Annotated in this window: 24 protein-coding genes and 3 pseudogenes; 15 read left to right on the top strand and 12 right to left on the bottom strand. The window is 69.2% G+C overall.

The features are described 5' to 3' along the window. On the bottom strand, positions 1 to 187 hold a 187-nt coding region (locus tag AC07FK_RS32740), incomplete at its 3' end, for a helix-turn-helix domain-containing protein (protein WP_479108549.1). 45 nt (positions 188 to 232) lie between these two features. Beyond that, positions 233 to 400: a hypothetical protein gene (locus AC07FK_RS32735; protein ID WP_479108548.1), complete on the bottom strand. Its 168-nt coding sequence runs from the start codon at positions 398 to 400 to the stop codon at positions 233 to 235. A 496-nt stretch (positions 401 to 896) separates the two neighbouring features. Between AC07FK_RS32735 and AC07FK_RS32730 the strand changes: the two genes are divergently transcribed. The 6 genes from AC07FK_RS32730 (at position 897) to AC07FK_RS32705 (ending at position 3664) form a co-directional block, all read left to right on the top strand. Then, entirely contained in the window at positions 897 to 1253 is a 357-nt protein-coding gene (locus AC07FK_RS32730) for a hypothetical protein (protein ID WP_479108547.1), read from the top strand. Continuing rightward, the gene (locus AC07FK_RS32725) at positions 1250 to 1606 is read left to right on the top strand and encodes a hypothetical protein (protein ID WP_479108546.1); all 357 of its coding nucleotides are present in this window, start codon (positions 1250 to 1252) and stop codon (positions 1604 to 1606) included. Before AC07FK_RS32730 ends, AC07FK_RS32725 begins: the two co-directional genes overlap by 4 nt. After that, positions 1590 to 2390, top strand: a complete 801-nt coding sequence (locus tag AC07FK_RS32720; RefSeq protein WP_479108545.1) for a hypothetical protein — start codon at positions 1590 to 1592, stop codon at positions 2388 to 2390. The genes AC07FK_RS32725 and AC07FK_RS32720 overlap by 17 nt, the downstream gene beginning before the upstream one ends. 284 nt (positions 2391 to 2674) lie before the next feature. Beyond that, the gene (locus tag AC07FK_RS32715) at positions 2675 to 2956 is read left to right on the top strand and encodes a hypothetical protein (RefSeq protein ID WP_479108544.1); all 282 of its coding nucleotides are present in this window, start codon (positions 2675 to 2677) and stop codon (positions 2954 to 2956) included. A 177-nt stretch (positions 2957 to 3133) separates the two neighbouring features. Then, entirely contained in the window at positions 3134 to 3334 is a 201-nt protein-coding gene (locus AC07FK_RS32710) for a hypothetical protein (RefSeq protein ID WP_479108543.1), read from the top strand. Between the two features lie 33 nt (positions 3335 to 3367). After that, on the top strand, positions 3368 to 3664 hold the full coding sequence (locus tag AC07FK_RS32705; protein ID WP_479108542.1) for a hypothetical protein: 297 nt from the start codon (positions 3368 to 3370) through the stop codon (positions 3662 to 3664). A 319-nt stretch (positions 3665 to 3983) separates the two neighbouring features. Here the strand turns inward: AC07FK_RS32705 and AC07FK_RS32700 are convergent. Beyond that, a pseudogene (locus tag AC07FK_RS32700) lies at positions 3984 to 4178 on the bottom strand (IS256 family transposase); the annotation flags it as partial. A gap of 5 nt (positions 4179 to 4183) precedes the next feature. Between AC07FK_RS32700 and AC07FK_RS32695 the strand changes: the two are divergent. Together AC07FK_RS32695 and AC07FK_RS32690 are read left to right on the top strand one after the other, a co-directional pair. Beyond that, positions 4184 to 4720 carry a DUF6461 domain-containing protein gene (locus tag AC07FK_RS32695; protein WP_479108541.1) on the top strand — a complete coding sequence of 179 codons (537 nt, stop codon included), beginning with the start codon at positions 4184 to 4186 and terminating at the stop codon, positions 4718 to 4720. An 815-nt stretch (positions 4721 to 5535) separates the two neighbouring features. Beyond that, the gene (locus AC07FK_RS32690) at positions 5536 to 6363 is read left to right on the top strand and encodes a hypothetical protein (protein ID WP_479108540.1); all 828 of its coding nucleotides are present in this window, start codon (positions 5536 to 5538) and stop codon (positions 6361 to 6363) included. A 26-nt stretch (positions 6364 to 6389) separates the two neighbouring features. Here the strand turns inward: AC07FK_RS32690 and AC07FK_RS32685 are convergent, their stop codons facing one another. Further along, entirely contained in the window at positions 6390 to 6710 is a 321-nt protein-coding gene (locus AC07FK_RS32685) for a DUF2071 domain-containing protein (RefSeq protein WP_479108550.1), read from the bottom strand. Positions 6711 to 7416: 706 nt separating this feature from the next. On the opposite strand from AC07FK_RS32685, the gene AC07FK_RS32680 reads away from it, so the two are divergent. The 6 genes from AC07FK_RS32680 (at position 7417) to AC07FK_RS32655 (ending at position 11754) form a co-directional block, all read left to right on the top strand. Beyond that, positions 7417 to 7896, top strand: a complete 480-nt coding sequence (locus tag AC07FK_RS32680; protein ID WP_479108539.1) for an HIT family protein — start codon at positions 7417 to 7419, stop codon at positions 7894 to 7896. Positions 7897 to 8399: 503 nt separating this feature from the next. Beyond that, positions 8400 to 8699 (top strand): hypothetical protein, encoded by a 300-nt coding sequence (locus tag AC07FK_RS32675; protein ID WP_479108538.1) that lies wholly within the window; start codon positions 8400 to 8402, stop codon positions 8697 to 8699. A gap of 111 nt (positions 8700 to 8810) precedes the next feature. After that, positions 8811 to 9098, top strand: a complete 288-nt coding sequence (locus AC07FK_RS32670) for a hypothetical protein (protein WP_479108537.1) — start codon at positions 8811 to 8813, stop codon at positions 9096 to 9098. Positions 9099 to 9118: 20 nt separating this feature from the next. Then, positions 9119 to 9625: a hypothetical protein gene (locus tag AC07FK_RS32665; protein WP_479108536.1), complete on the top strand. Its 507-nt coding sequence runs from the start codon at positions 9119 to 9121 to the stop codon at positions 9623 to 9625. Positions 9626 to 10564: 939 nt separating this feature from the next. Further along, on the top strand, positions 10565 to 11131 hold the full coding sequence (locus AC07FK_RS32660; protein WP_479108535.1) for a hypothetical protein: 567 nt from the start codon (positions 10565 to 10567) through the stop codon (positions 11129 to 11131). 302 nt (positions 11132 to 11433) lie between these two features. After that, positions 11434 to 11754, top strand: a complete 321-nt coding sequence (locus AC07FK_RS32655) for a VOC family protein (protein ID WP_479108534.1) — start codon at positions 11434 to 11436, stop codon at positions 11752 to 11754. A 73-nt stretch (positions 11755 to 11827) separates the two neighbouring features. Here AC07FK_RS32655 and AC07FK_RS32650 read toward each other — a convergent pair. Next, a pseudogene (locus AC07FK_RS32650) lies at positions 11828 to 13320 on the bottom strand (SulP family inorganic anion transporter). 2 nt (positions 13321 to 13322) lie between these two features. On the opposite strand from AC07FK_RS32650, the pseudogene AC07FK_RS32645 reads away from it, so the two are divergent. Next, positions 13323 to 13847 (top strand): annotated as a pseudogene (locus AC07FK_RS32645) (Mu transposase C-terminal domain-containing protein); the annotation flags it as partial. 375 nt (positions 13848 to 14222) lie between these two features. Here the strand turns inward: AC07FK_RS32645 and AC07FK_RS32640 are convergent. From AC07FK_RS32640 to AC07FK_RS32610, 7 genes are all read right to left on the bottom strand, one after another. Beyond that, complete coding sequence (locus AC07FK_RS32640) at positions 14223 to 14627, bottom strand: hypothetical protein (protein WP_479108533.1); 405 nt, start codon at positions 14625 to 14627, stop codon at positions 14223 to 14225. Between the two features lie 203 nt (positions 14628 to 14830). Next, a complete protein-coding gene (locus AC07FK_RS32635) occupies positions 14831 to 15451 on the bottom strand; it encodes a hypothetical protein (RefSeq protein WP_479108532.1) in 621 nt (206 codons plus the stop codon). Between the two features lie 61 nt (positions 15452 to 15512). Continuing rightward, positions 15513 to 16268 (bottom strand): abortive infection family protein, encoded by a 756-nt coding sequence (locus AC07FK_RS32630; protein WP_479108531.1) that lies wholly within the window; start codon positions 16266 to 16268, stop codon positions 15513 to 15515. 107 nt (positions 16269 to 16375) lie between these two features. Next, on the bottom strand, positions 16376 to 19237 hold the full coding sequence (locus tag AC07FK_RS32625; RefSeq protein ID WP_479108530.1) for a serine/threonine-protein kinase: 2862 nt from the start codon (positions 19235 to 19237) through the stop codon (positions 16376 to 16378). A 488-nt stretch (positions 19238 to 19725) separates the two neighbouring features. Next, positions 19726 to 21702, bottom strand: a complete 1977-nt coding sequence (locus AC07FK_RS32620) for a PLL family lectin (RefSeq protein WP_479108529.1) — start codon at positions 21700 to 21702, stop codon at positions 19726 to 19728. A 551-nt stretch (positions 21703 to 22253) separates the two neighbouring features. Then, positions 22254 to 23726 (bottom strand): NUDIX hydrolase, encoded by a 1473-nt coding sequence (locus AC07FK_RS32615; protein ID WP_479108528.1) that lies wholly within the window; start codon positions 23724 to 23726, stop codon positions 22254 to 22256. 205 nt (positions 23727 to 23931) lie between these two features. After that, positions 23932 to 24324, bottom strand: a complete 393-nt coding sequence (locus tag AC07FK_RS32610) for a DUF2267 domain-containing protein (protein WP_479108527.1) — start codon at positions 24322 to 24324, stop codon at positions 23932 to 23934. Positions 24325 to 24790: the final 466 nt, after the last annotated feature.

Genomic DNA, 24790 nt, shown 5'->3' with positions numbered 1-24790 from the left:
CCGTCTCCGTGGACACCCCGAAGTCCGCTGCTACACCGGTATTTGACGCTCCCTCGGCACAGGCCAGAATGATCCGGGCCCGCTCTGCCACACGGGCCGACACCGCACCATCCGCCCAATGTGCCAGCTCCGCCCGCTCCGCGGCAGACAGCACGACTTCGACAGCACGAGGACCCCGGGACGTCATGAAAACAGCCTACAGACTTAGTCTCGCCATTTCTGGCGCAGGACACTACTTCTTCTGGAGCTTATTGATCGCGAGGACCGTGATCAGGCCGCAGGCCAGGCCCGCGAGGCCCCAGGGGCCGCTCGGGCTATAGTCGTTGAGGTAGTAGCCGATGGCGCAGAAGACGAGGGTCACGGACAGGACGATGAGTCCCCAAAAGCGTCTTCCGGGCATCCGTCTACTCCTTCTTGTGATGGCGGATCGCAAGATCTTCCTGCGGTTCTAGCTGAAGCACGGTGCATGTTGGTCCAAGACGGGCCCACTTGGGGAGTAGAGCCTGTACCGGGCAGGCCAGGCCCCTGGGCTTCCGGAGTAGACGACCGTGATCGCGAAGCTCAGCTCGCCACGGCGGCAGGATATGGCAGCTGATGATCCGGCCTTCGGCCGGGCCAACACCTGCCAGCCGTCATCGGGCCGACACCGGTGCTGTTCGCGGACGTCCACGAGCGGCGCGATCACCAGATGCTGCCGCGACCGGAGGACAAGACTGTTCGAAAGCACAAGGCCAGGGCCGACGTCACGCACATTGCCGGGTTCCGGAAAGCAGCCGGGCAGGTCGACTGCCGTGCCCGGTGGATGAGCGGCGATGTCCCGGCAGCCATCATGATGAACCGGGGCCGGACCTGCTGTTCTGAGGCCCGCAGAAAGTTGCAGGTGAAGGGAGGGGCAGATGCTCGGGACCGTGGCCGAGGTGTTCGACAGGGCGATGGACGTTTTCATAGTGGCCGCGGGACTGGGATGCGTGTGGCTGGGCTGTCGGGCCCTGCTCCGGCCCCGCCAACCACCGGAACCCATCCAGGGGCCCGTGTGGGGGGTCCGGGCCTGGGGGCTCGGCTTTGTCCTGCTGGGAATCTCCCTCGCCGTCGAGACAGTCACCTTGCTGACCGGCGGGAAGCCGGGGTGGCCGACGGATGTGATCCGCTGGGTCGCCGGGCCGCTCGTGGTCGGCTCGATCGTGACGGCCCTTGTCGCCCGGGGGTGGCAGCGCCACCGGGCCCGAACGGTGAAAGGCGGGCGGCGGGCGTGAGACGATCCGTCTCCTGGAGTGAAGCTGCGCTGGTCTCCGCGTCCTGCTGGGCGGTCAGCGTCCTGGGGTACACCGCGAGCGCGGCCCTTGACGAGCCGCAACTGCCCATTACTCCCCTCATCGGCGCCGGGCTCATGCAGTGGTTCTGGGCGCGCCACCGTTCTTGGTCGGCAGGGGGCGCGGCTGGCTTTGTGGGGGCTGCCGTGCTGTTCGCGCTCGTCGATATCCTGCGGCCGGAGCTGGGCCGGTACGTCGCGGACGCGCTGGCCACGGGTACAGCGGCGACCGTCTCCGTAGCCGTGCTCACCCTGGTGGGACGGGGGAGGGAGCGCCGTCATGCCGCCGCACGGTGACCCGCTCGTGGGCCACCGCCTGAGCCTGCCTCCGGAGCCGGGAACCGTCCGGCGGCGTACTGCCTGGCGTCGTGTGTGGGGGCTGTGCGCGGCGCTGCTCGGTGTCGTGATGCTCCTCGTCGGTGCGGCGGGGCTGGCCATCGTGCCGAGCCTGATCGAGGACGAGAAGGCGTTCGGAACCGCGACCTCCTGCACTGCCCTGTCCTCTCCCCAGGACGACTGCCTGCGCTTGTTCGAGGCGACCGTGACCCGTACGGTGATCAAGGAACAGAACAAGTCATCGGAATACACGCTGCACCTGAACGGTCCGACGCAGGCACCCCGCAGCATCGACATGGGTGCATCGGAGCCGCTGCTCAAGCGCCTGCGTCCCGGTGACCACGTGACGGTCACCCTGTGGCGGGACTACGCAACTGCGGTACGCCAGGGCAAGATGTCCCAGGAGACCGCCGATACCCCGGAGGGCGAGCCGGTCTTCGTGTGCGCGCTCGCCCTGGCGGTGATCTGCGGCGGCGCGTACGGCCTGTACGCGGGAGGCACCGCCCTGGCCCAGGCCCGGCGCCACGCCGTGCGGGATCTGCCCTCCACACTCGTGACCAGGGGCAAGGAAGCGGCCGGAGCGGCCCTGTGTGCGCTTCCGGCCATGGTCGTGGGAGCCCTCACGAACGTGCCGGTCATGCTGGTGGTGTGGCTGGGCCTGCTGCCACTGGTCCGATGGATCGTGCAACGGCAACAGCAACGCAGTACCGGACGGCACGCCCGGCCACCCCTGCACACGGTCTGACGTGCCCGAACCGTGAAAGCACCTGCCCCGAGCCCGGCGCCCCCTGGCCGCGGCGACCCTGCAGCCATACCCGGCCAGTGCGTGATCATCTTGATCGGGTTTCCGTTGTTGCAGCCCAGCGGCTCCATCGGCCCTCACTCGTCAGCGCCCTGCCCGGTCAGCACCAGCAGAGAGAGCCCATGGACGGGCACCCCAAGAGGTGCCATCATCACGCGGATGTCCGGCAGGGATCCGGCTCGTAAGGATGGAACACGAGGCTCTACCTCGCTATACCCGCCATTCTGGTGGGGTTGCTCATCGCCGCTTCCGGTATCGCGGCACTCACCCGCGGATGGGTGCTTCCCACGAACCGGAAGCACGTCCGCCGCCCGCAGCTCTACGGCTGGGGGCAGCTGGTCGTTGCCATCGCACTGTGCTGTCAGGCGGCCTTCGGGCTGATGACCCACGACCTCGGCACCCGGCAGTGGGGAACTTTGGTCGGCAGCGTATTCATGGTGACCGGCATCCTCGTGATCGCGGTGAGCCAATGCACAGCAGGTCGTCGGCAGCGTCGTAGCGCGCAGTGATCAGGACAGCAGGCCCTCAGTCGGACAGGACATCACCCGCAGCGGCAGCCTCGCCTTAGAACCAGCAGCCGCCATCCTCATCCCCGGATGGCACCAGGCCAGCCCCGCCACGTCGGCCTGGGCCCTGCCGACCGGGGCACCCACCGCGCGCCTGATCCACCACCGCACATCCCACCCATGACAATCATCAAGCCCGTCACGAGGAACACCATGACCGCACGCCGCATCGGAGCCATCCTGGCCGCCGCCGGAGCCCCGCTCACCCTGGCCGGCGCATTGATGTACGTCCTGCCCGGCCCCGGATTGCCCGTCCTGGTCCTGGGGCTTGCCGCGCTCATCACCGGCCTCGTCATGACCGCCGCCACCCGGCGCAGCTGACCCGACCCCGGACCACACAGGACCCCCCTTCACATGACCTGGCAGTGGATCGCCCTCGCCCTCTTCTCCCTCACTCTGCTCCCCGCCGGCCTTGCCATGATCACCGGCCGCACACCGGAGCGTCTGCGCCAGCGGCTCGCCCCGACGCGAGCCTACGGCTGGGCTACCCTCGCCCTGTACGCCGTGGCGCCCCTCAACGCGATCCCGCGCCTGGCCGGCGCCCCACCGGCGATCACCTTGGCAGCCACCGCCACCGCGGGCATCGTGGCCGTGACCGGATGCGCCGCTACGGCCATCGCGGCACTCCGCACGACAAACACCGCGTCATGACGAGGACACCGCGCTGGCGGCGCGAGATCAGATCAGTCAGCCTCTGGTGGGCCGTGCTCACGCTCATCCTCTGGCTGCTCAGCCACGCCACCGGCCAGCCCACCACCCTCCCACGCTGCGCCGCCTCCACTGCACTGCTGGTCGCGGTCGGAGAATCCGGAAACTGGCTACGCCGACGCTGGCACGAACAGCGAGCCACCAAACGTTCCTGACCTCACCTCACTTGCACTGCGGCAACCCCAAACCGGCACGTCAGATACTGGGCTTGACTTCAACTGGGTCTGTCCAGTAAACGGTGTAACCGTGGTTGGCTCGTGGGTCAGATTCGGTTGTTGGTGAGGCGTCCGTCGAAGGCGATGTCGAAGGCCTGGAGGGCTCGCTTCCAGCGGGTGGTCCAGCGTTTGCGGCCGGCGCCGGTCGGGTCGAGGGACATCACCGCGAGGTAGACGCACTTCAGGGCGGCGTTCTCGGAGGGGAAGTGGCCACGGGCCCTTACCGCCCGGACCCGCAGGCGCCGCTGTGCTGCTGACCGAGGACGAAGAACACACAATCGTGCCCGACGGAGAGATCGGGGCTGTTCTGCGGGTGGGGATCTCGGGTGAGTGGGTGTTCTGCTTCGAGACACCCACCGTGGCCGGCGCCAACCCCGATACGTTGAACGACCTGTCAGCCGGCACCGAAACCCTCGCCGTCGTTACTTCAGGCGACGGCATGACGAACTTCTACTACTTCAAGGACGGCCGCCTCGTCAGCGCCTTCGAACCGAACGCTACAGCCGGGGCCCAGCACGCGCGGGGCACTCACCCGCACATCCTGGAGGACGCCCTGCGACAGGCGTCCGAGGAACCGCTCACCGCGACCCAGCTCGCGCTGCGCCTGGTACGGGACCACTTCGGTCCGTACGTCGACCGCTCGATCCTGAGCGGGCCTCTGGAGACCATCTTCATCCCGGATAGTCGTATGCGCCCGCTGCCTGAGATGCCGTATCCGCCGGCCGACAAGGGGAGCCCCGGCCTCGGGAGGGCACTGGGCGTAGTAGCCCACGGCCAGGCCTAGCGGAGCCCCCGTCCTCTATACGCCGACGAATGGCGGCGACGGAATCACCGAGGAGTAGAAGTCGGCGGCCTTCGTGATCAGGCCTAGTGCCCCATCAGGCAACGTTTGCCCTGGTCTCGCCGTGGTCGCAGGCCCGTAGCCCTCGTGGGATGCACTCTCATCTGCGCTTCGAGAATCCGCCCGCACTGCCTCACGAGGTGGTGGTCGAGACGTTGGAGCGGGCGCTTCGCAACCGCTCGCACGAGGGTGAGGCGTGGTGGGCCCGCCCCCCGTCAGGAGAGAGCCGGCCGCCCGGCGGGCCTGCCAGGCGAAGGTCCGGTGCCGGTGCCCTGCTCCCTCAGGCCCCCTGACCGGGCCCCCCGGAACCGTCCGCCCCGGGGTCTGAACGGTGGAGGGCCCCGGCCGGGACCGATTCCTACCCTTTTGGCATTGGCATTGGCCTGGCTCAGGGAAGGCGTGATGAACGTGATGCACGAGGGTTACCGGCGGGTCATGGGGGTCAGCGGTTCCATGGGAAGCATCACCGCCCGCCGCCGCGCCGCGCCATCACCCGCTCTGGGCCTTCGCTTCTCTCGGCGACTCGGCTGGACCCCGCCGGCCAGCCGCTGCCCCTGGAACAACTCGCGGCCTACCCGGACCCCCAAGCCGTGGCCGACCTCTGCACCCACCTGACCGGCTGACGCGCTGTCGCCTGCGGTTCCCGTCCTCGAGAAGGTGCGGCTCGCAGTGGCCTTACGAACTCCTTTGCACGGTCCTACCTTTGAGCCATGAGATCTCAGCGTTCTGGCCCGCTGGCGGAAGTTGTGTTACCCGTGATGGACGGATGGCGGCTGCTGTTCGTCCCCAGCCGGGTCCGCCAGCTGGCGTTCGGGTTCGGCGCGAGCATCGTGGTCCCGGCGGTGGTCGCCGCCCCCCTGCTGCTGGGCGTTCTGCTGGGCGCCGTGATCTCGGGGAGTTCCGTCGCCTGGGGCGTTCTGTGGGTCCTCCTGGCGCTCACGGTCGTCGGAATGATCCTGCTCATCGTGGCCGTGGTGTGCGTCACGGTGTCTACGACGGTGCGGTGGGTCGAGTTCCGCCCCCGGGGAACTCCGGCCCAGGTCGTCATCGCCCGCTTTCTGCGTTCGTCGACCATGGCGATGGCTGATCTGCAGCGAGTCGTCGTCATCGAGCGACTCAGTCTCGGGCAGCGACAGTCGATCAAGGTGATGCTGCATACCCGCGACGAGACGGTGGAGTGCGAACCGGCGACCTTCGCACCGCTCTCTCGGGTCGATGCACAGGCGCTGACCAGCTGGTTGACCGAGCAACTCGCCCCGGCCCAGGTGGCGGTGGAGCGTCGGACGGACGTCAAGCGAGACTTCGTGCGTCCGGACGAGTGGTGGACCCCGTCCCACACCGCCGAGCTGTGGCGGGTACCCATCGGCGAGGTCGACGGCATAGCCGCCCGGCGCCGCGTCGAGAGCTATGGGTACACGCCCCGGGCATCCGCGATGTACAACCCTGGCACTTCGGTCACCGTCTACGACCCGGGCCGTGCCTACGAGGTCGCCGAAGAACTCCGCGCGGAACGAGCCGCCCGCCCGGCCGCCGGCGGCACGGCAGCTCCCGGCCCGGACGAGGACGACGCAACGGATTCCCGCTGACTCGGTCGGGCCGATCCTGACCGGGCTCAAAGAAGCACTCCTGGATCTGGGGCTTGGCGGCCAGGTGACGCCGGCCTGCCCAGGTGGCTCAGACGGGTCGGGCCGGGCCGACTGACCGGTCCGACGCAGGGGGACGTGTGGGTTGTCGGCTCTGTTTCGGGGTCGGGTAGGCCGGCGACCCGGGTGAGGGTCTGCGTGAGAGCCACCGTCGTCGCGTGGACCAGTGGCCAAGGCTCGTGCCGGACGGGGGTGCTCCACAGGAGGCCCATGCGTGCGGAATAGGCGTGGAAGCGGTTGGTGAGCCAGTGATCGAGGGGGCGGGCGGCCTCGGCCTGCGAGGAGCGCATCGATCTCACGCACCCGCACACGCTCAGCCACGAGGACAGCATGGCGGGCGCTTACCGCCCGGACCTGCACTCCGGACGGCGCATCACGACAGGGCGAACGTTGCCTGATGCGGCACTAGCGAGAGAACGCGCAGCGCCCTGTGCGGGTCTCGGGCCAGGGGCCGGGATCGTACGCGTCGGTGGATCCGCTGGGAGATCCACGACGACATTTACGGAAGCCCTTCTCGCTTTGGGCTGCGTATCGCCTGCTGGCGGCGCTTGCACTCATCGCGATGGGCGCGTCTGAATGTCGCCGTGGAGGACGCATGCTGTGCTCCTGAGCCGCCGACGCGCTCGCATGGTTCGTCGGGGGTGCCCGGGACCGTCCCGCAGGGCCTGAAGGCAGCACGACGTTCCGGGTGTGGGAGACAAGGTCGCCCGGACACGAGGCGGGCGCGCGCCAGCCGGTGAGGTAGGTACCGGGTGGTCGCTTACCCAATGGGGCCGGAGGGGCATGACTGGCCTGTGGACACCAGTAGGTAGTTGATGTCGACATCGATACCGAACGCTGTCCCTGCGCGGACGGTGCCGCCCGTCACCGGTCCGTGATGGGGATCTTTGAAAACGGCCGGGGCCGCTCCTCGCCCCACTTGCTTGGTCTTTGAACTGTGTGAGGAGGATGGGGATCGAAGAGCGGTCCTTGATCACCAGGCTGTAGGTTTTGGCCATGGCTGGTGACTGGCGGATGGATCGGATCGGGGCTGCGCTGAGGGGGGAGAACCCGACCGTGCTGCGACGGTTGACGTCGGGGTTCGCGGTAATCGGGGATGTTCAGTTCCTGCCGGGCTACTCGGTCCTGCTCGTGGACGAACCGGATGTGCAGCGGCTGTCGGACCTGCCGAGGGAGAAGCGGCTGTCGTTCCTGTCTGACATGGACCAGCTCGGTGAAGCGGTCGAGCGTGCCTGTCGGCGGCTGGACCCGGCTTTCCGCCGGGTCAACGTGGAGATCCTGGGGAACACGGACCCGTTCCTGCATGCGCATGTCTGGCCGCGGTTCGAGTGGGAGCCGGCCGACGTGGTAGGTGCTCCGGTATGGCTCTATCCGCGTGAACGGTGGAGTGACGAGCAATTCAGGCTCGGTCCGCAGCATGACGGGCTGCGGGATGCGATCGGCAGCGAACTGGACCAACTGCGCTCGATGACCTGATTTGCGGCGGACCCGGTGATCGGTGACGGTCAGCCGATGCTCACTGGAGGCGTCTGAGCAGGCCGATGTCGGTGACACGGTTGGTGATCGTGGGGCGGGCGGCTTCCTGGGTGGCGATCAGGGCGACGATCGTGACGGGCTGGTCGCAGCGCGGGCAGTTCCGGACTGCCGTCGGTGCCAGGGGGCCGTCGGCTGCCGGGCGGGCGGAAGGGCTCGGGGGTGTTCGCCGAGGCGTCGTGCTCGCTTCTTGTCTCGGGTCCGGTTGCGTTGCCTTTCCACTCGCGACGGCATTCCGGCGAGCAGTAGATCTGGCGGAGTCGGGGGTTCGCGGTGAAGGTTCAGGTCAGCCATCCATCCCCAGGCTCGTCATGACCGACGGTCGATGCGTCCCGGATTGGTCATGGCTATCAGACACTCATGGTCGCAGCGGTCACGAGCTGTTGACCGGTCTTCGCTGACAGTCCCAACCGACGGGCGACCTCAGCTCCGACCACCGGCACGACGTGCGTGGAGTACATGAGGAGCGCCACCGGCTCCTCAGCCTCGCGGTACGGCCCCTGCCCGGACTTGCGAACCCGCCATCCGGTGCCCGGTACGACCCCAAGCGGCTGCTCGTGGCCACCGTTTCGATCTCCGTGAAGCTGGGCTGCTCCGCCGCCACCACACGCCCGGCCGTCCGGTCCAGGACCATCGCCGCGCCGTCGGAGTCCCGCCGCCCCACGACCGGCTGGCTGGCTGACCACGTCGTCTTCGTTAGCCTCCTGGGCGGGGTCCTTGAACCAGGCCGTGAACCGCAGTTGTGAATTCAATCCACCATCCTCACGGCGAATGGCGGAGAAGAGGCAACTCCGTCTCCCGGGGGACCGCTGTCCGGACGTCGATGGGCGTGCTGTCCAGAGCCAGACCGTCCAGGCGTGCCGGCCGTCGCCCCCTCAAGCCGCCCCGGAGCGGCGACCGTGCACACCGCCGCCGACCGGTACCTCGGCTCCATCACCGTGGTGAACACCCGCCGGATCTACACCACGGCGCTCGGCAAGGTCGTCCCCGAGCTCGGCGTGGGCCAGCCGTTGTCGGCCGTCGTCGACGACGAGGCGTCCAGGTCCTCGAACAGCTCTGGGGCACCGCCGCCACCAGCCACCTGGAACGCGCGGCGTGGTGCGGTCGGCGGCTGGCTTGCCTGGTGCCACGAGGCGGGCTTGTAGCCGCCGCACATCCCGGCCTGGTGCAAACGCATGCCCGACCCGGCCACGACACCCCGGTCCGCTCCAAGACCGCCACCGACCGCCTGATCGAGCGGCGCGACGTCGCCCTGCGCGAGAAAGTCACCTACCGGATGCTCTACGAGACCGTTGCCCGCGCCGACGAGCTGCTCGGCGTCAACATCGAGGACCTCAACCTCACCGCCTGCCAGGCCCCGGTGAAGGCCAAGGGCGGCAAGGCCGTCCGCCGTCGCGGCCGAGCCCGCGCGGACTATGCGACCGAGACCATCTACTGGGACGCCGGCACTGCCCGACTCCTGCCCCGCCTGATCGGCGAGCGGACCCGCGGCCCGTCACCCACCGCAAGCCCGGTCCCGGCAAGGTCCTCACCCCGCGTGACGTCTGCCCCGACAGCGGCCTGGCCCCCCTCTCCTACGGCCAGCTACGCGCCCTGCTCGACCGGCACACCCGCGTCGGCGGCGAGGAAGGCACCGGCTGCGACCCGCACGAGTTCCGCCACTCCGGCCTGACACACCTCGGCGAACAGGGCGTCTCCCTGTTGCTGGAGGGCGGTCCGAACACGCCGCCGCCCCAGTGAGAGGGCACCGCTCGGTGGTCACGTCGGCAGAAGCCGGGGGCGCCTCGCAAGGCGCCTTGCAGGACATTCACGAGGTCGTTAGTGATCAGCAGGTGAGGTCACGCGGCTCAGATGTGAGCCGTAGGCATTGAAGACGGCACGATCGAGTGCCGCCTGGGAAGCCGAGCTTGTGTGGCGCTGCGTTCCGTCCGCTGGTTGCGGGACGTCACTTGATACGCCTGGTTGAAGGGTGCGGCTCCAAGTGCCGGGTTTCGGGGAGGTCGGGGCTGATTGCCCGGGGCCCGTGGGGTGCGGGGTGCGGTGGGGTGATGTCCGGCGCCCTGAGGTCTGGCGGGTTTACGGGGCCGGTCACCCGCCGTGCTCTCGCTACTTCTTCGTACACTGAGGCGTGTTGCGGTCAAATTGATGCAAATCTCCCTTAATGTCCACAATCTGACGTTCCGTCCATCGGGGATGGCGACGAATCGGACGACAGGGAGATGTTGTGCGCAAGTTTCACCGGGCTGCTCTGGTAGCTGCCATGGTCGGAAGCGCCAGTGTGTCCGGGACTGGTGGTGCGTTCGCCCACGCCCATGGCGGCGGGGATAGGGATGGGGGCACGAACGTGGTCCAGTGCGATCAGCGCTCCGAGGTTACGCAGGTGTCATTCCAGAGCGGCCTCATCAATGGCCCGCTCCTTGGTAGTGGCCCGGCGAACGCAACGTCTGTACAGCAGATTTGCAGCGGGAGGGACAGCTTCGGCTTGAACGGTGCCGTCGCCCAGTCGGGTCCCGTCACCGGCGGAGGTGGAACCACCCCTCCACCCCCGCCCAGCGGTGAAGAGGTGTTCACTTCCGACGGGACCTTCGTCGCGCCCGCGGGTGTCACGTCCGTGACCGCCCGAGTTTGGGGTGCAGGAGGCGGAGGCGGCGGAGCCGGCGGCTCCGGCCCCGGAGTCGGCGGTGGAGGCGGCGGGGGCGGCGCCGGCGGCTACGTCTCGTGCACCGTGCCCGTGACGCCGGGCACCGTCTACACGGTCGACACAGGCGAAGGCGGAGCCGGCGGCGAAGGCGGTGCAGCTGGTCCCGTTGGCACGCCCGGCGGTAACGGCGAGCCGGGAGAAGCTGCTGCCCTGCTCGCACCCGATGCCACCGCCCTGGCCAGCGCCACCGGCGGGCAGGGCGGCGGCGGTGGCGCAGGTGGTGGTCCTGGGGGAATCGTCCCCGGGGCCGGCGGCGAGGGCGGCACCGGAATGTGCTCAGGAGCCGGCACGATCCAGAATGGCGGCGACGGTGCCCCCGGCATCCTCGACGCCGGCGGCCAGGGCGGCCTGCCCGCCCAGCCCGCACCGGACGGCCGTGCCGCAGGCGGCGACGGCGGCAACGCCGGAATTGGCCCCGGCGCCCCCGGCGGCTCTGGAGAGCCGGGCGGCGACTCCTACGTCGTCATTTCGTACTGACGCCTCTTCCCCTGGAATCAATCGGAGAACGGTCATCGACAACAGCCGCCCAGGGCTGCGGTCCGGGAGTGCCTGCACCGGTTGGACTGCGGCCTGACCGTCACCGGCAGCACCTCCCCGAACCAGTTCGGCGCCGTGCAGGCGGTCCTGATGGTCGGCGCCAAGCGTGAAAGCCTGCTCCCGGGTCCGGCGGCCCGTGATTAGTCTTGCTCGCGCAAAGGAATGTTTGTGAGAGTCCAGGAGTCGCGTCGGCGTCCGTGGGGCTCTTGGGGTGTGGTGCCTAGCGGCCTACGATGAGCGGCATGTCGCCCGATGCCTTCCCGTCCTCCGTCTGGCCGGTCCTGCACTACGACGACACCAGGGCGAGTGCGCTGGTGTTCGGTTCAACCCGGCACACGGACAGTGTGCACGGGCGGATGCTGGCGGGCACCAGCGCGGTCTACGTGGTGAGCGACGAGGTGGACGCGGTGCACCGGCGGGTGGTCGACGCCGGCGGCGAGGTCCTCGAAGCGCCGCATGAGACCCGGTTCGGGTCGGGCGCGGCGGCGTACGTGTGCACGGTGCGGGACCCGGAAGGCAACCTGTGGACCTTCGGCACCTACCGCGGCCCTTCGTCGGCGTAGGGAGCCGGGAAGAGACGGGAGGACCCCGGCCGGTTGGGCCGGGGTCCTCTGCTGTGAGCGTGCGGCGACGGGGTCAGTGGCTGCCGGTGAGTTCGCCGGTGAGCTTGCCGTGGAGGTCGGCGCTCAGGTCGTTCAGCCCAGTGATTTCCACGGTCTTGCCGCGCTGGGCGTACTTGGTCTCGATCGCGTCCAGGGCCGCTACGGAGGAGGCGTCCCAGACGTGGGCCTCGGACAAGTCGATGACGATCTTGTCCGGGTCGCCGGCGTAGTCGAACTGGCCGACGAGGTCGTTGGAGGAGGCGAAGAACAACTCGCCAGTAACCCGGTAAACGACGGTGGTGCCGTCGGGGTCGAGGACGATGTGCACGCGGGCGAGGTGGGCGACGCGCTTCGCGAAGATGACCATGGCGGTGACAGAGCCGACGACGACACCGATGGCGAGGTTGTCGGTGGCGACCACCACGATCACGGTGATGGCCATGACAGCGATCTCACCGGCGGGCATCCGCTTCAGGGTCTTGGGGGCGATGGAGTGCCAGTCGAACGTCGCGAAGGACACCATGACCATGACGGCGACCAGGGCGGCCATCGGGATGTCGGAGACGACCGGGCCGAAGGCGATGCACAGCACCATCAGGAACACGCCCGCGAGGAAGGTCGAGACGCGGGTGCGGGCGCCGGAGACCTTCACGTTGATCATCGTCTGGCCGATCATGGCGCACCCGCCCATGCCGCCGAAGAAGCCGGTGACGATGTTGGCGATGCCCTGGCCGATCGACTCCCGGGTCTTGGAGGAGCGGGTGTCGGTGATGTCGTCGACCAGCTTCGCGGTCATCAGCGACTCCATCAGGCCGACCAGCGCCATCGCGAACGCGTACGGGGCGATGGTGGTCAGGGTGTCCAGGGTGAACGGCACGTCCGGCAGGCCCGGCACCGGCAGGGAGGACGGCAGGTCGCCCTTGTCGCCGACGGTCGGCACAGCGATGCCGGCCGCCACCGTGATGACGGTCAGGATGACGATCGACACGAGCGGGGCCGGGATCACCTTGGTGACCTTCGGGAAGAACACCATCAGTGCGAGACCGCCGAGGATCAGCGGGTACACCACCCAGGGCACGTCGTGCATCTCGGGCACCTGCGCCATGAAGATCAGGATGGCGAGGGCGTTGACGAAGCCGACCATCACCGAGCGCGGCACGAACCGCATCAGCTTCGCCACCCCGAGCCCGACCTGGATGATATCGGCGAGGATGACGGCGGCGATCAGGTAGCCCAGACCGTACTCGTGGTTCAGGGGGGCGATGACCAGCGCGATGACCAGGGCGATGGCGCCGGTGGCGGCGGAGATCATGGCGCGGCGGCCGCCGACGATGGAGATGATTACGGCCATGGTGAAGGAGGCGAACAGGCCGATCGCCGGGTCGACCCCGGCGATGATCGAGAACGAGATCGCCTCGGGATCAGGGCGAGGGCGACGACCAGGCCAGCCAGAACCTCGGTGCGCCAGACCTTCGGATCGTTCACCCAGTCGGGCTTGAGGCCGCGCAGCCGCGCGGCGGGAGTCACAGCCGGTGCATCCGTCGCGGGAGTCGGTGCTGGCCGCGCTGCGCTCCGGGGTCCTGCGCGAAGAGCCTTACGGCCCGTTCGGCGGCCTCCCGGAAAGGGTGCGGGTGGACCGCGGCAAGGACTTCCTGTCCCGGACGGTGACCGCCGCGTTCGATCTCCTCGACGTCACCGTGGAGGACCTGCCCGCCTACACCCCCCACCTCAAGGGCACCGTGGAGGGCCTGAACCGGGCGGTGGAGAGCATGTTCCTGGCCGCGCTGCCCGGCTACGCCCGCCAGCCGCGCCCCGGGAAACGGCCTTCCCGCCCGAAGGACGAGGTGCTGCTCGGCTTCGAGGACTTCACCGCCCGGTTGCTGACCTGGACACGGTGGTGGAACACCGAACACTGCCCCGCACCCCTGCGGGGCAGGACTCCACTTGAAGTGTGGCAGGACGATCCCACCCCGCTGCGGGATGTGCCGGCCGCGGATCTGTGGACGTTCACCCTGGAGGACGCTGGCACCCGCACGCTGACCACCCGGGGACTGTAAAAGGAACGGTGTAACTCCGATCATGGAGGATTGCACCTGTGACCAGCGAGAACATATCCGTAGCGTCTGAGGCGGGGGCCTCGCCGAGGGCTGTCGATGACCGGTTGTCGGAGGTCACCGGCACCGTCGGTGCGGAGTCGTCGAACACCGCGGTGGTGAGCAGATACGCCTCGGCCACCTCGACCGCGCCGGCCGGAGGTTCGGCCCAGGCGGGCGAGGCCGTCGAGGGGGCCTCGCCGCGTAAGGGGCGGGGCGGTGATCGGCGTGAAGGTGCCCTAACCTTCCCCGGTGGTGGCCGCTGGCGCGGCCATGGAGGCAGTGGCGGGCGGTCGCGGGCGTGTTCGGTCGGTCGGCGGGGCCGTAACCCGGGCTTCAGGACAGCCTCGGCCAGGGTGTCGGCGGTGGGCCGTACGCCTCCACCAACGCGTTCCGGACGGCTTGTCGTCCCGCCTGGCGGAACGCACGGGGATGGGTGTCCACTTCGTGCACCTTGATGGACCGCACGACGACCGCGACGGCCACCGTGGTGCCGGGATCCAGGGCCGCCAGCTCCTCGCGTACGCCGGCGCCGAAGGCCTCGTGCAGCTCGGCCACCTCGGCGGCCGACCAGCCCGGCACCGTACTCGTGTCCGCCGTCTTGAACTCCACCCCCTCCACCCAGGGCTCGAAGTCGGCCACCGCCAGAGCGAAGGAGGACGGACAGCCTGCCTGACGGGCGTACACGGCCTTGACGGCGTGCAGGGGCCGGGGAGGGAAGGTCCAGGTCTCGGTGGTCATGCGCCCACGGTAGCGACGCCCCGGCGGCCTCCCCACGGAATTTCTGACTCGTGGCCTGAGTACCTGGCTGGCCAGACTGGCAAGGTACCGCGCTCAGTCACAACAACTGTGACTGTGCAATCCAGTTGGCACCGCTCGCCAGATGTGGCGCGCAGTTCGGCGTGTGCAACGAAAGTAGGCAGCGCGCCCCTCACCCCTGGCGGCTAGGGCAGACCCACGAGCCCCCAGCTGCGGCGGGCGGCTTCCGTGGTCACATCGCCCCATTCATGCAGCAGCGCGGTGAAGTCCTCGAAGGTGTCCGGGCGGCCTGCCCAGCCCTCGCACTCGGCGGCGAACGGCTCGCGCAACTCTTCGAGGTGGGGCTTCACTCGCTCCCAGGCATGGGCCTTGCCTAGTACTGGCTCGGGCGGGCACACCAGAAGGACGCGCGGCCTCCAGCGCTCGGTGGCCGGCGGGAAGAATCCTCCGCCGCCAGTCAGCGCAGGGTCGTCGGCCGGATCCGCATCCCAGATCAGACCGACGAGAAACGTGTCCATCGCCGCGCGCACGGATGCGTCGACGAGGAGCCGCATGTCGGCCCATGCATCGCCCGCGCGAGCATGCGGGCTGTAGGCGCCGGTGGTGGTGCAGAAGTCGTACTCGGCGCACCATGCAGCCCCCCGATCCGGGGGCCACAGCCAGCCGCCTGCTAGTCCGTACCTCTGGTACTCGTCGTCGAGCTCAGGTGGCCAGGTCGTGTCGTCCAGTGCTTGAACCCGGTTTTCGACGGGGATGGCGCTCAACTGCTTCCAGTCCGCCATGAACAGCGTGAGATCCAGACCCATGGCAGCAGCATAGGAAGGCCCCGCGTAACAAGCCTGGGCGGGCTTGCACTCCCGCGGCAGATCAGCGGCGTGCCGCGGGAGTGCCCTGCACGCCGGCCGCGGCACGCGAAGTGCCGATTGAAGTGCTTACCCGCCAACTCTCGTGCTGAGTCACAACAACTGTGACCGAGCACCCTACTTGGCCGGTCTGGCCAAGTAGGGCGCTCACTAAGAGACCCTCGACGACTCCCTTCCTGTAGTCGTCAGGCCAGCGCTCTGGGGTCGTCGCGCATGCCCGCACGCCGTCGATCCGCACGGTGAACGTCTCATTGGCAGTGCGCCGGCCGACTGCCACGCCAAGCCGACGCTGCTTGGGTGCCGCGAGGTCTGGGAGGTTGACCGCGTCCAGCCGCTCGGCGAGCTGACCACTCGCAAAGCTGGACCCTTGGAGATCGGCGACCAGGCTCGTCACGTTGCCGAGGAGCACTGTTTGGTGCCGGGCCAACACCCATCGAACCCACAGCAGAGCGGCGTGGACGCACGCCTCAGCCACCTCCTCGGTGACCTCGTGGATGTCGGCGCGACCATGGCCGGTGCCGTATCGGTTCTGTACCTCTGCGAGCTGGGTAGCCGTCTTCCGCGCGTTGTCAGGTATCGCCCGGAGCACGTCGTTCGGTGACAGGTTCGGCTTTGAGGCTTGGGTGACGACGCGGTGTGCCGCGCTGAGGAGCGTGCTGTACGGAGCGTCGTCTGCGTACACCTCGCTGTTCGCTTCGAGGGTGACCCGGGCGACAGACTCGGTCAGCTCCTTGGCTGCGCCGAAGCCCGAACCTGCCACTGGCCGTATCGCGCTATACCTGAATCACAGCGTCGAGCGGCGCCTGGATTGGGGGAGGGCGGGTCAGCAGTGGTGGTGACGGGGCCGTTGTCGCGAGCCGGGGACGCTCACTTCTGGTCCTGGGCGACGTGGTAGATGGCGGAGCGGACTGCCAGGTCCACGCCCATCTTGCCGGTTAGGTCCCCGTAGTGGCGGGCGGATGCCGGGAAGCGGCGCAGCACGCCCGCCACCTCGGCTGCGGCGGTGCCCCTCAGAGTGCGCAGCCACTTCGTGGTGGCATCCTGCGGAGTCCACTGGTCATGTGCCTCGTCCCAGGAGCACAGTGCGGTGGTCGCCTCCGACAGCAGCCCGAGGTCTCCCGTTGTGCCGATCGCTCGTGCGGCTTCCAGGAGCCACAGCATCACCCGGTCTATGGTAGCGAAGCTGGGCCAGGGGTCCGCGTGTCGGTGTGAGCCCATCGCCTGCAGCACAGCGGCGGCGCGGCGTGGGTTGCGCCGAAGCGCTGGCCCGGGGCTGTTCAGCTCGGACAGCACTTCCAGGTACAGGTGGGTGTCAGCGGGGTTTGCGGCGGCCAGGTCCAGGAGTTCATCGACCGGGCGCTGGCCGCTGCCCTTTGTGTTGGCCTCGGCCAGCAGACGCTGCGCACGTACACCTGGCAGTTCCCGGGACGCGGCGGTCTCCCGTTCCACGAGGGCCAGGAACGCGGCGATGTTCTGGGGGCGGTGGGCAGGGTCGAGCTGGGTTGCCTGCTGAACGACGTGCCGCCACGGGCCCGGTGGTGGGAGCAGCGGGACGTTGACTTGGGGCTTCTCGCCGGTGAGGGCCCAACCGATGACCTGGCCGAGGCCGTAGATGTCGCTGGCCGGGCCGGCGTCGTGGGCTCCGGTGGGGTTGCTGAGTTCGGGGGCGGCGAAGCCCGGGCTGCCGACGCCGAACCGGGTGCGGTCGGGATTGGTAGTCTCGCCGCGCGGCCGGCGCACCAGGCCCCAGTCCGCGAGCCGCCAAGACCCGTTCAAGATAAGGATGTTGGACGGCTCAACGTCTCGATGGACCCAGTCGTGCTCGTGGGCGGCGGCCAGCGCGGAGGTGTCGCGCAGCTCGGTCCAGCGATCCTCCGCGGTTGCCTCGGCGAGCGGCATGATGAACCAGCGGTGGTCGGCGGCGGCGTCCAGGACTGGCATGACGTGCGGGTGGCCGCCCAGGCGCCGGCCGAGCTCGATCTCACGGGTCATCCGAGCGACCGCGTCGGGCAGGTTGGAGATGCGCCGCTTGAACGCGACCTCCACTCCGGTGGGTTTGTGGGTGGCGCGGGCGACTTCGCCTTGGCCACCGACGCCGATTCTTTCGGCCGCCTGCCGGTAGTGCCGTTTGTCCCCGGCTGCGTGTTCGGCCACCTCCCGGAACGGCTCCCGGGCCTCCTGCGACCCGGCAGCCGTTCTACCGACATGGCTCTCGGGGTTGGGCACGTCGTGCGGGAGACCGGACAGACTCAGCAGCACCGGCACCTGCTCGCCCGGCACCCCGGGGAGCATGCCCAGCAGCAGGGCCGAACCGTCTCCGATGGCGGCGAGGCCCGAGGCGATCCCGAGCGGCACGGCGGCGAGAGGCTCCGGCGTGCCGGTCATGGTCGCGGTGTCCACGTGGTGCAGGACAAGACCGGTTCCGGACCCGTCAGGGGACAGGGTGATGGCGCCATCCCTGCCAGAGGCCAGCGTGTGGCCCGGGTAGGGCGCGTGGGAAGGGATCCAGGCGGTGCGCGGGCCGGCGTCGGTGCTGAGCGCGAGGTCGACCACCGCGTGATGGCCACCAGCCGCGAGAAGGAAGCGCCGCTTGCCAAGGCACACCGCAGAGCGCACTGCGGCGTCGAACGCGATTGGGTAGCGGGCTTGGCGGGCAGCCTCGAGTCCGATCCAGGTCAGGGCGAGGGTGCCCGCGCCCGACCCGAGGCTGACCCCGGAGCCGGACAGCACCCACACCTCACCACGGTCCCCGGCGACCAAGCGCGCCCCCGGCGGGAACCCGCCTGCCACGGCGCTCAACACGCCCTCGTGCCAGGACAGCACGGTGCCGCCGCACAGCATCAGGAAGGAACCATCGTCCCGGGGCAGGACAGGACCGTCGCAGCCGGGCAGTGCCAGGCGCCAGCGGGTGGCGCCGGTGCGTGGGTCGAGATTGACGATCCCGCCGTCCACCGTGACCAGCACTTGCCCGTCCGGTGCCACGGCCAGGCCGGTGGGGATGTGGTCCGCGAGGCCGCCGACGAGCAGCGGCCGCACGTTCACGGCCCCAGCCCCTGCCGAGGTATGCGGGGCGGCGGTGAACTCGGTGAAGAGCTCTTGCCGTCGTCCGGCCGGATCCATCGACGCGGGCACGATCGGGACGGCGCGGGGCAAGACAAGATCGGCCAGTGCCGGATGGAGCGCACCACTGCGTCGGAACGCGGCCCTCACGAGATCGGCCAACGTCGCAACCCCGCACATGGCCGCGTCAAGATGACTACGGTCCAGGACGATGACCCGCTCCGCGAGATCACCCAGCGACTGCGCCGCCCGGCAGGCCAGGGATGCTGGCCGCGGGCCGGTGCACAGCAGCACGTGCCGAACCTCGGGGGAAGCAGCGGCCCGCTTGGCGAACTCCGCAGTCATTTCGTCGACTTCTTGTGGCGTGGCGTCGCTCGCCAGCAGCAGGTAGTCGTGTCCCTCGTACTCGTACGCGGCCAGGGGCCCGCTGAGGGGCCCTGGGGCGACGTTGCACAGCTTGTCCGACACCTCGATGAGAGGTCGGATCACCTTGCTCAGACGGTTCACCGCCATGACCCGATCGGTGCCGGCCTCTGGCGGCGGTGCCGTGAGCCACCTGTCGTAGGCGGCTACCAGGTCCTGCCCCGCGTCCGTCCCTGTGTTCATGCTCAGCCCGCCCTGCTGGTTGATCGCCGCCCGCCCCTGAGTCGGCGCCTCATTCTGGTCCATGCCGCGGCCTCCCGGAGACCAGTTGGACAGTCGCGGGCCCGGGGTGACCGTGGCCCGGAGCGCCGGCATAGGCGATGCGCATCGCCTCGTCAGCCGTGTCGAGCGATTGAGTAGAGGATCCTCGCCGACCCTCTACGCCCGTCAGAGCAGCGACCGCCGGGCCCTCTCGTGCTGTCCACCCGGATGGCGCCGTCACTGACGACGCCAGTCGGACCTCGCCTTGGCCAGCGCCGGCTCCGGGTGGCTGCCCTTTGTACTCGGCGCCGCCGCGTTGCTCGATCTCGGCGGTTTCGCACCGCGCCGCCGACGCCACGCAGGTTCCCCCGTTGCGCCCCGGGCCAAGGAGCGGCTCTTGCGCCGAGTGGCCCTTTGGGTCGAATCGTCAGCTGACGCTAGCGATGACGCCGACGGCGGTGACCGTACGGGCCTTGTAGGGGCTGTCCGGCAGGTTGCCCACCGGACAGCTCGGCAGCCCTCGTGTCAGTAACTCAGCGGCGGTACATCACGTAGAGCTTGTTGTTGTGGGAGGCCGCGGTCGGCGCGTCCATCGGTTTGATCGCTCCGTTGCCGCTGACCTGGTGGCTGGCGCTCCAGGTGCCGTTGTAGGTCGCCGCGTACAGGGCGCCGTTCGTGCCGCGCAGGAAGAGCCACAGCTTCCCGCCGTGGTCGGCGAGGGCCGGGGCGTGCTCCGAGCGCCAGCCGCCGAGGGTGCCCCGGCCGGACCATTCGGCGCCGCCTGGCGAGGTGGCGGTGTAGAGCTCCTTGTCCTGCCCGGTGGCGACCCTCCACAACTGCGTGCCGTGGGGGGCGATCGCGAGGCTCTTGTTCAGGCGCCAGCCGAGGTTGTCGAGGTACCACCCGCTCCAGCGGCCGCCGTCGTGGGTGGTGAGGTAGACCTGCTCCCGGGGGTCCACGTGGAGCATCCACACCCGGTTCGAGTAGAAGGCCAGAGCGGGCCCGTATTCCGCCCGGTAGTCCCCGAAGTTGGTCGCCCCGCTCCAGCCGGTGCCTTCGGTGAAGGTGCGCCAGTAGACCTGCCTGTCCACGCCGGTGTGCACGTAGAAGAGCTTGCCGTGCCCGGCGATCACGGCCGGGGCATGGTAGGTGGCGTCGTTGCCGATGCGCTGGGGTGCGGTCCAGGTCTGGCCTTCCAGACGGGTCCACATCACCCTGTTGCCGGAAGCCTGGACGAACAGGGCGTAGAGCTTGCCGTTGTACGAGGCCAGGGCCGGGGGCGTGACGCTTTCCCAGGGCAGGGCGATCGGCGCACCCCACGCCTCGCCGGCGCGGACGGCGTACTCCAGTGTCCCGGTCGGGAAGGGCACCTTGTCGCCTGTGTACTTGAGCTTCAGCACGTGGTGACCGTCGCCGTTGAAGTGCCAGTCACCCGTCCCGCGGTGGGACATCACGGCCAGATCCTGCTGATTGAGGAAGATCCCCCGCGCACAGGACAGGTCGTCCTCGTTGCGCAGGTGTTCCATCAGCATGACGGCCAGCTTCACCACTTCACCGAGCCAGCCGACAGCTTCCGTCCCGGGCAGCACTCCGGTGGCCAGCTCCCACCACCATGTCTCGAAGATGGTCCGCGAAAGGGTCCGCAGGGCATCGTGCAGGGCGTCGTACCACTCGCTGGTGCTCTGGTCGGCCTCCCAGCAGTACACACTGAGCGCCACACCGGTACTGGCCTCGCCCCCGAAGACGAGCCGACGGTTCGGGCTGAAGACGCGGGTATCGCCCTTTTTGACCGAGCCGAACTCCTGTGACATGAAGCCGGCGCCGGCCACTTTGTTACTGCCGGAGGAGGAACACCAGTAGATCTCGTCCTTGCCGCCGCTCGCGTCGCCCACCGCCCGCTGGACGTAGAAGCTCTCCGTCTCCAGCCTGGCCCTGAACGTCGGGGGCTCCGCCCGCTCCCCGGCGTCCTCGGCTTCTGCTGCCTGCCCGACGACTTCCTTGCGGGGCCGGGCGAACGCGGTGACACCGAACCCGAACTCACGCATCCCCTCGATGAATTCGGGGGTGTCAACGCTTCCGCTGGCCGCCAGGACCTCCCGGTCGACGACCGCCGTGTTCGGCATCGACGCGGCCTCCTGCGCCACCGGCCCGAACCCGGACGCAAGATCGTTCATGGTGTAGCCGGAGGCAACCGGACGGCTGGTAATGACGGACGGGACCACGTCCAGCGTCCCGAGCTTGGCCACCGACTCCCGGTAGACCCGCCCCCACTCCTTGATCTCCTGATCCGACATCGCGGCCCGCAACACCGTCAGCAACTGCTGCTCAATATCCGTAGGCGGCTCCCCCTGCCGTAACCGGTCAGCGGCGTGCAACGCCGCCCCGATGAGCACATTGCCCTTGTCGTAACGCGCCAGCGACCGGGACGCTCGCGTGTTCCTGCGCGTCCCCATCAACAGGCCCTGCAGCTTCTCCAGGCGCTGTTCCGGCGTCGTGTCCTCACTGGCCATGCTTCCCACCCCTTCTCGCTGCCCCCGCTCTAGACGGCTGGAGCAGGGTCAGGAGACTACGCAGCCGCACAGCACGAGAAGGCCCACCGGCCTTGAACAGCCGAACAAGGACCGAAAAGCGCTGGCGACCACCCCGGCACGCCCTCACCGGACACCTCCCCAAGCCCATCACCACTGACCAGCACTACTGGACGGTGCGGTAGCAACGCACCGCCCAAGCCGGAAGCTCGTAACAGTCTTCAACTAGCAACTACTGAGCGTTACGGTTGTCCATGATCACGCGGAAGTGTCCAAACGGTGTCCATGATCACGCGGAAATGTCCACGGAATCGCGGAACCTACAACGGGCCGGGCGCCGGACGTCAGCCAGGTGCTCACCGCCTGCATCCGCGCCTGCATCCCGGCCGTGGTGACGATCTGACGGATGGATCGCTGGGTGGTGCCCGCGGCACCGGCGCAGGCGAGCTGCACAAAGAGCGCCGCCCCGATCGTGACCTGCCAGGCACGGCCCTGCCGGCCGGGTCCGCTACCGGTGGGTGTGCTCACCCTGCTCACCAGCCCAGCTGGGAATAGAGGTGGCCTTCGGAGATCGCGGTGATGGCCGTGCGGGTGTAGGAGACAAGGCGGTCCGGGAGCTCGTGCCGCGGCCACCACTGCCAGGTCAGACACTTGTCGGGCTCGCGAACCTCGGGGGTGCCCTCCCACCGGCGAGCCCGGAAGATGAGCTGCATCAGGGGCAGGCTGCCCGGGGTGTCGACGACGTGGACGACGTGCGCGAGCTCCACGTCCGCGGGGTCGATGGCCAGCCCTGCTTCCTCCCACACCTCGCGGACCAGGCATGAGAGCGCGGACTCCTGCTCGCACCGCCCGGCGAGGTAGTGCCAGGTGTCGCCCGCGTATTTCGAATCGGGATGCCGCAGGCCGAGAAGCACCCGGCCTTCGGCGTCTTCGAGGTGAAGGTGGACTCCGACGCCGTTCAACACCACCCGGCTGCCGCCGTCCCACACGGGAGGAGCCACGGCCGGCTCGCTGCCCGGGGGGTTCTCGGCCGCGTGCCGACGAATCAGGTCCCGGGTGGCCGGGCTCAGGCGCAGCCGGTCCAGTTCGTCGACCGCGAACCAGCGCAGAAGGACACCTTCGTGCAGCGCGAGGCGGTCGGGGTTGCCGCGCCACCTGCTGGCGAAGACCTGGACCGGGACGCTGAGGCCGTCGACGCTGGTGGCGGACTCCACGGCGTAGGGCTTCAAGTCCTCGAGGCGGAGGTCGGGCACCTCCTCGGACAGCTCCCGCAGCAGGGTGGCCTCCAGGTTCTGGTCGTCGTGGGTACGGCCGCCGCCGAGAAGGGCGAACTCCCCCGGCTTCCAGATGACGCCGGGCTTGTGGTCGCGAAGATGGAGCAGGTAGCGGCCCTGTCCGTCGTGGATCAGCGCGGAAGCGTTCACCAGCTCCGGCCTGCCGTCCAGGCCCGCCGCGAGGAGTTTCGCGCGCAGTGTCGGCGAGGTGGCTTCCGGCTGCGGGAGCCACTGGGCACCGGACACCTCCTCCTCCTCCTGCAGCGCGATCGCGGGCGGTTCCTCGCCTGCGAGGTAGAGGATGTAGCGGAAGTCGTATTGGCGGTGAGCCGGTTCGCCCATGGCAGGGTTGGCGTCGATGTCGTGGACGTCGATGTCGATTGGAGCGCTGAGCAGCTGCCGGGTCAGGCACAGGGCGCCCGGCGCGATCCCGGCCTCCTCCGACACCTTGCGCAGCGCCGCGGCGAGCAGTGTGCGGTCCTCGGGCTCGATGTGGCCACCTGGGGCGAGCATGAGGCCGCCGGTGGCCCGGTGCCGGATGTGCAGGACCCGGCCCTGCCGGTCCATGACGACAGCGCTGCACGTGACGTGCCCGGGCTGCGTCGTCCGGGCAGCCGCGTCGACGGGCCGGTCCAGCGCGGCGAGAAGCCCGGCCAGGGCGTCACGCTCGCCGGGGTGCCGGCCGAGGTACGCCTCGACGGTCCTGCGGATCGCGGTGGAGCTGGGGGACATGGGCGTCGTCTCGCCTTCGAAGTCGTGAGAACTGGGTGGCGGGCAGGCTGAGGGAAAAGGGGCGCTCGGGTGGATCAGCTCGCCGGCTTGTGGCCGGACGGCTGGGCGCCGCGGGGACCGGGAACGCCATCGGATACCGCCGCGATCCCGTACTGCGCGGCCTGGGCGGTGAACATCCCCTGGTACAGACACCCCGCGCGGGACCTCAGTACCGCGCGGGTACCACGAGGGAAGGCAGAGCGTCGCGGAGCTTGTCCACGGTCGGACCGTCGGCGAACAACTGCCCGAGGACGCCGTTGACCGCAGCCAGGCCCCACGCAGCCGTCACGCCCTGCCCGAGCTCGGCCGCCACGACCCCCATCAGCGCGCGCCGGTCCGCCTTCCAGCCGGTGCGCAGCACCATGCCCACCATGTGCGGCAGCGCAGCCGCCATGTGCCCCAACTTCAGCCGGGTCAGCGGGCCTTCGTGGCGGACGTAGGACTGGTCGTAGCGCAGCCGGCCTCCGTACAGCTCCCGCTCGGCGTCCGAGATGCTGTCTGCGGCTTCGGCCTTCGGTCCGCTCGCGCTCTTGTCGCTGCCTGGTTCGACTGGCGGCAATGTGTTCCCCCTCGTAGACGTGGTGGTGGCGTCGCCGTGTTCAACGACGCCGCGAGATTTCGAGCACCTGTTCCTTTCGGACGCGTTGTGCGCCCTGTGACTCAGCGGATTTCCGAAGGTGCGCAATGCACCGACCCTTGCCGCGCAAGAGCACCGGGTCGGGGACGGATTGGCCGAAACGCCGACGTTCGGGCGCTGCGGCAGCACGCGGTCAGGAAGAGCTTCCGCTGGACGCCTCGCCCCGGACTGCTGGCTCTCCTCATGCGCGGGCGCCTGGCTGGCGGGGCAGGGCCCTGCCCCGGCCGTGGCCGCCATCGCCCGGAGGAGATCGCGTCGCCGGGCCCGTAGTCGGACGACATCGCAGCGCTCGCCGAGAGACGCGAGATGTCCCGTGCATCGCACGGGGTCGATATCGTGGTGCCGGTGCGCATGATGGATGCCGAGTTCGGTTCTACGACCTTCGTGG

This window comes from Streptomyces sp. NPDC046122 (assembly GCF_056429965.1).
This window is presented reverse-complemented; position numbering and strand designations above follow the sequence as displayed.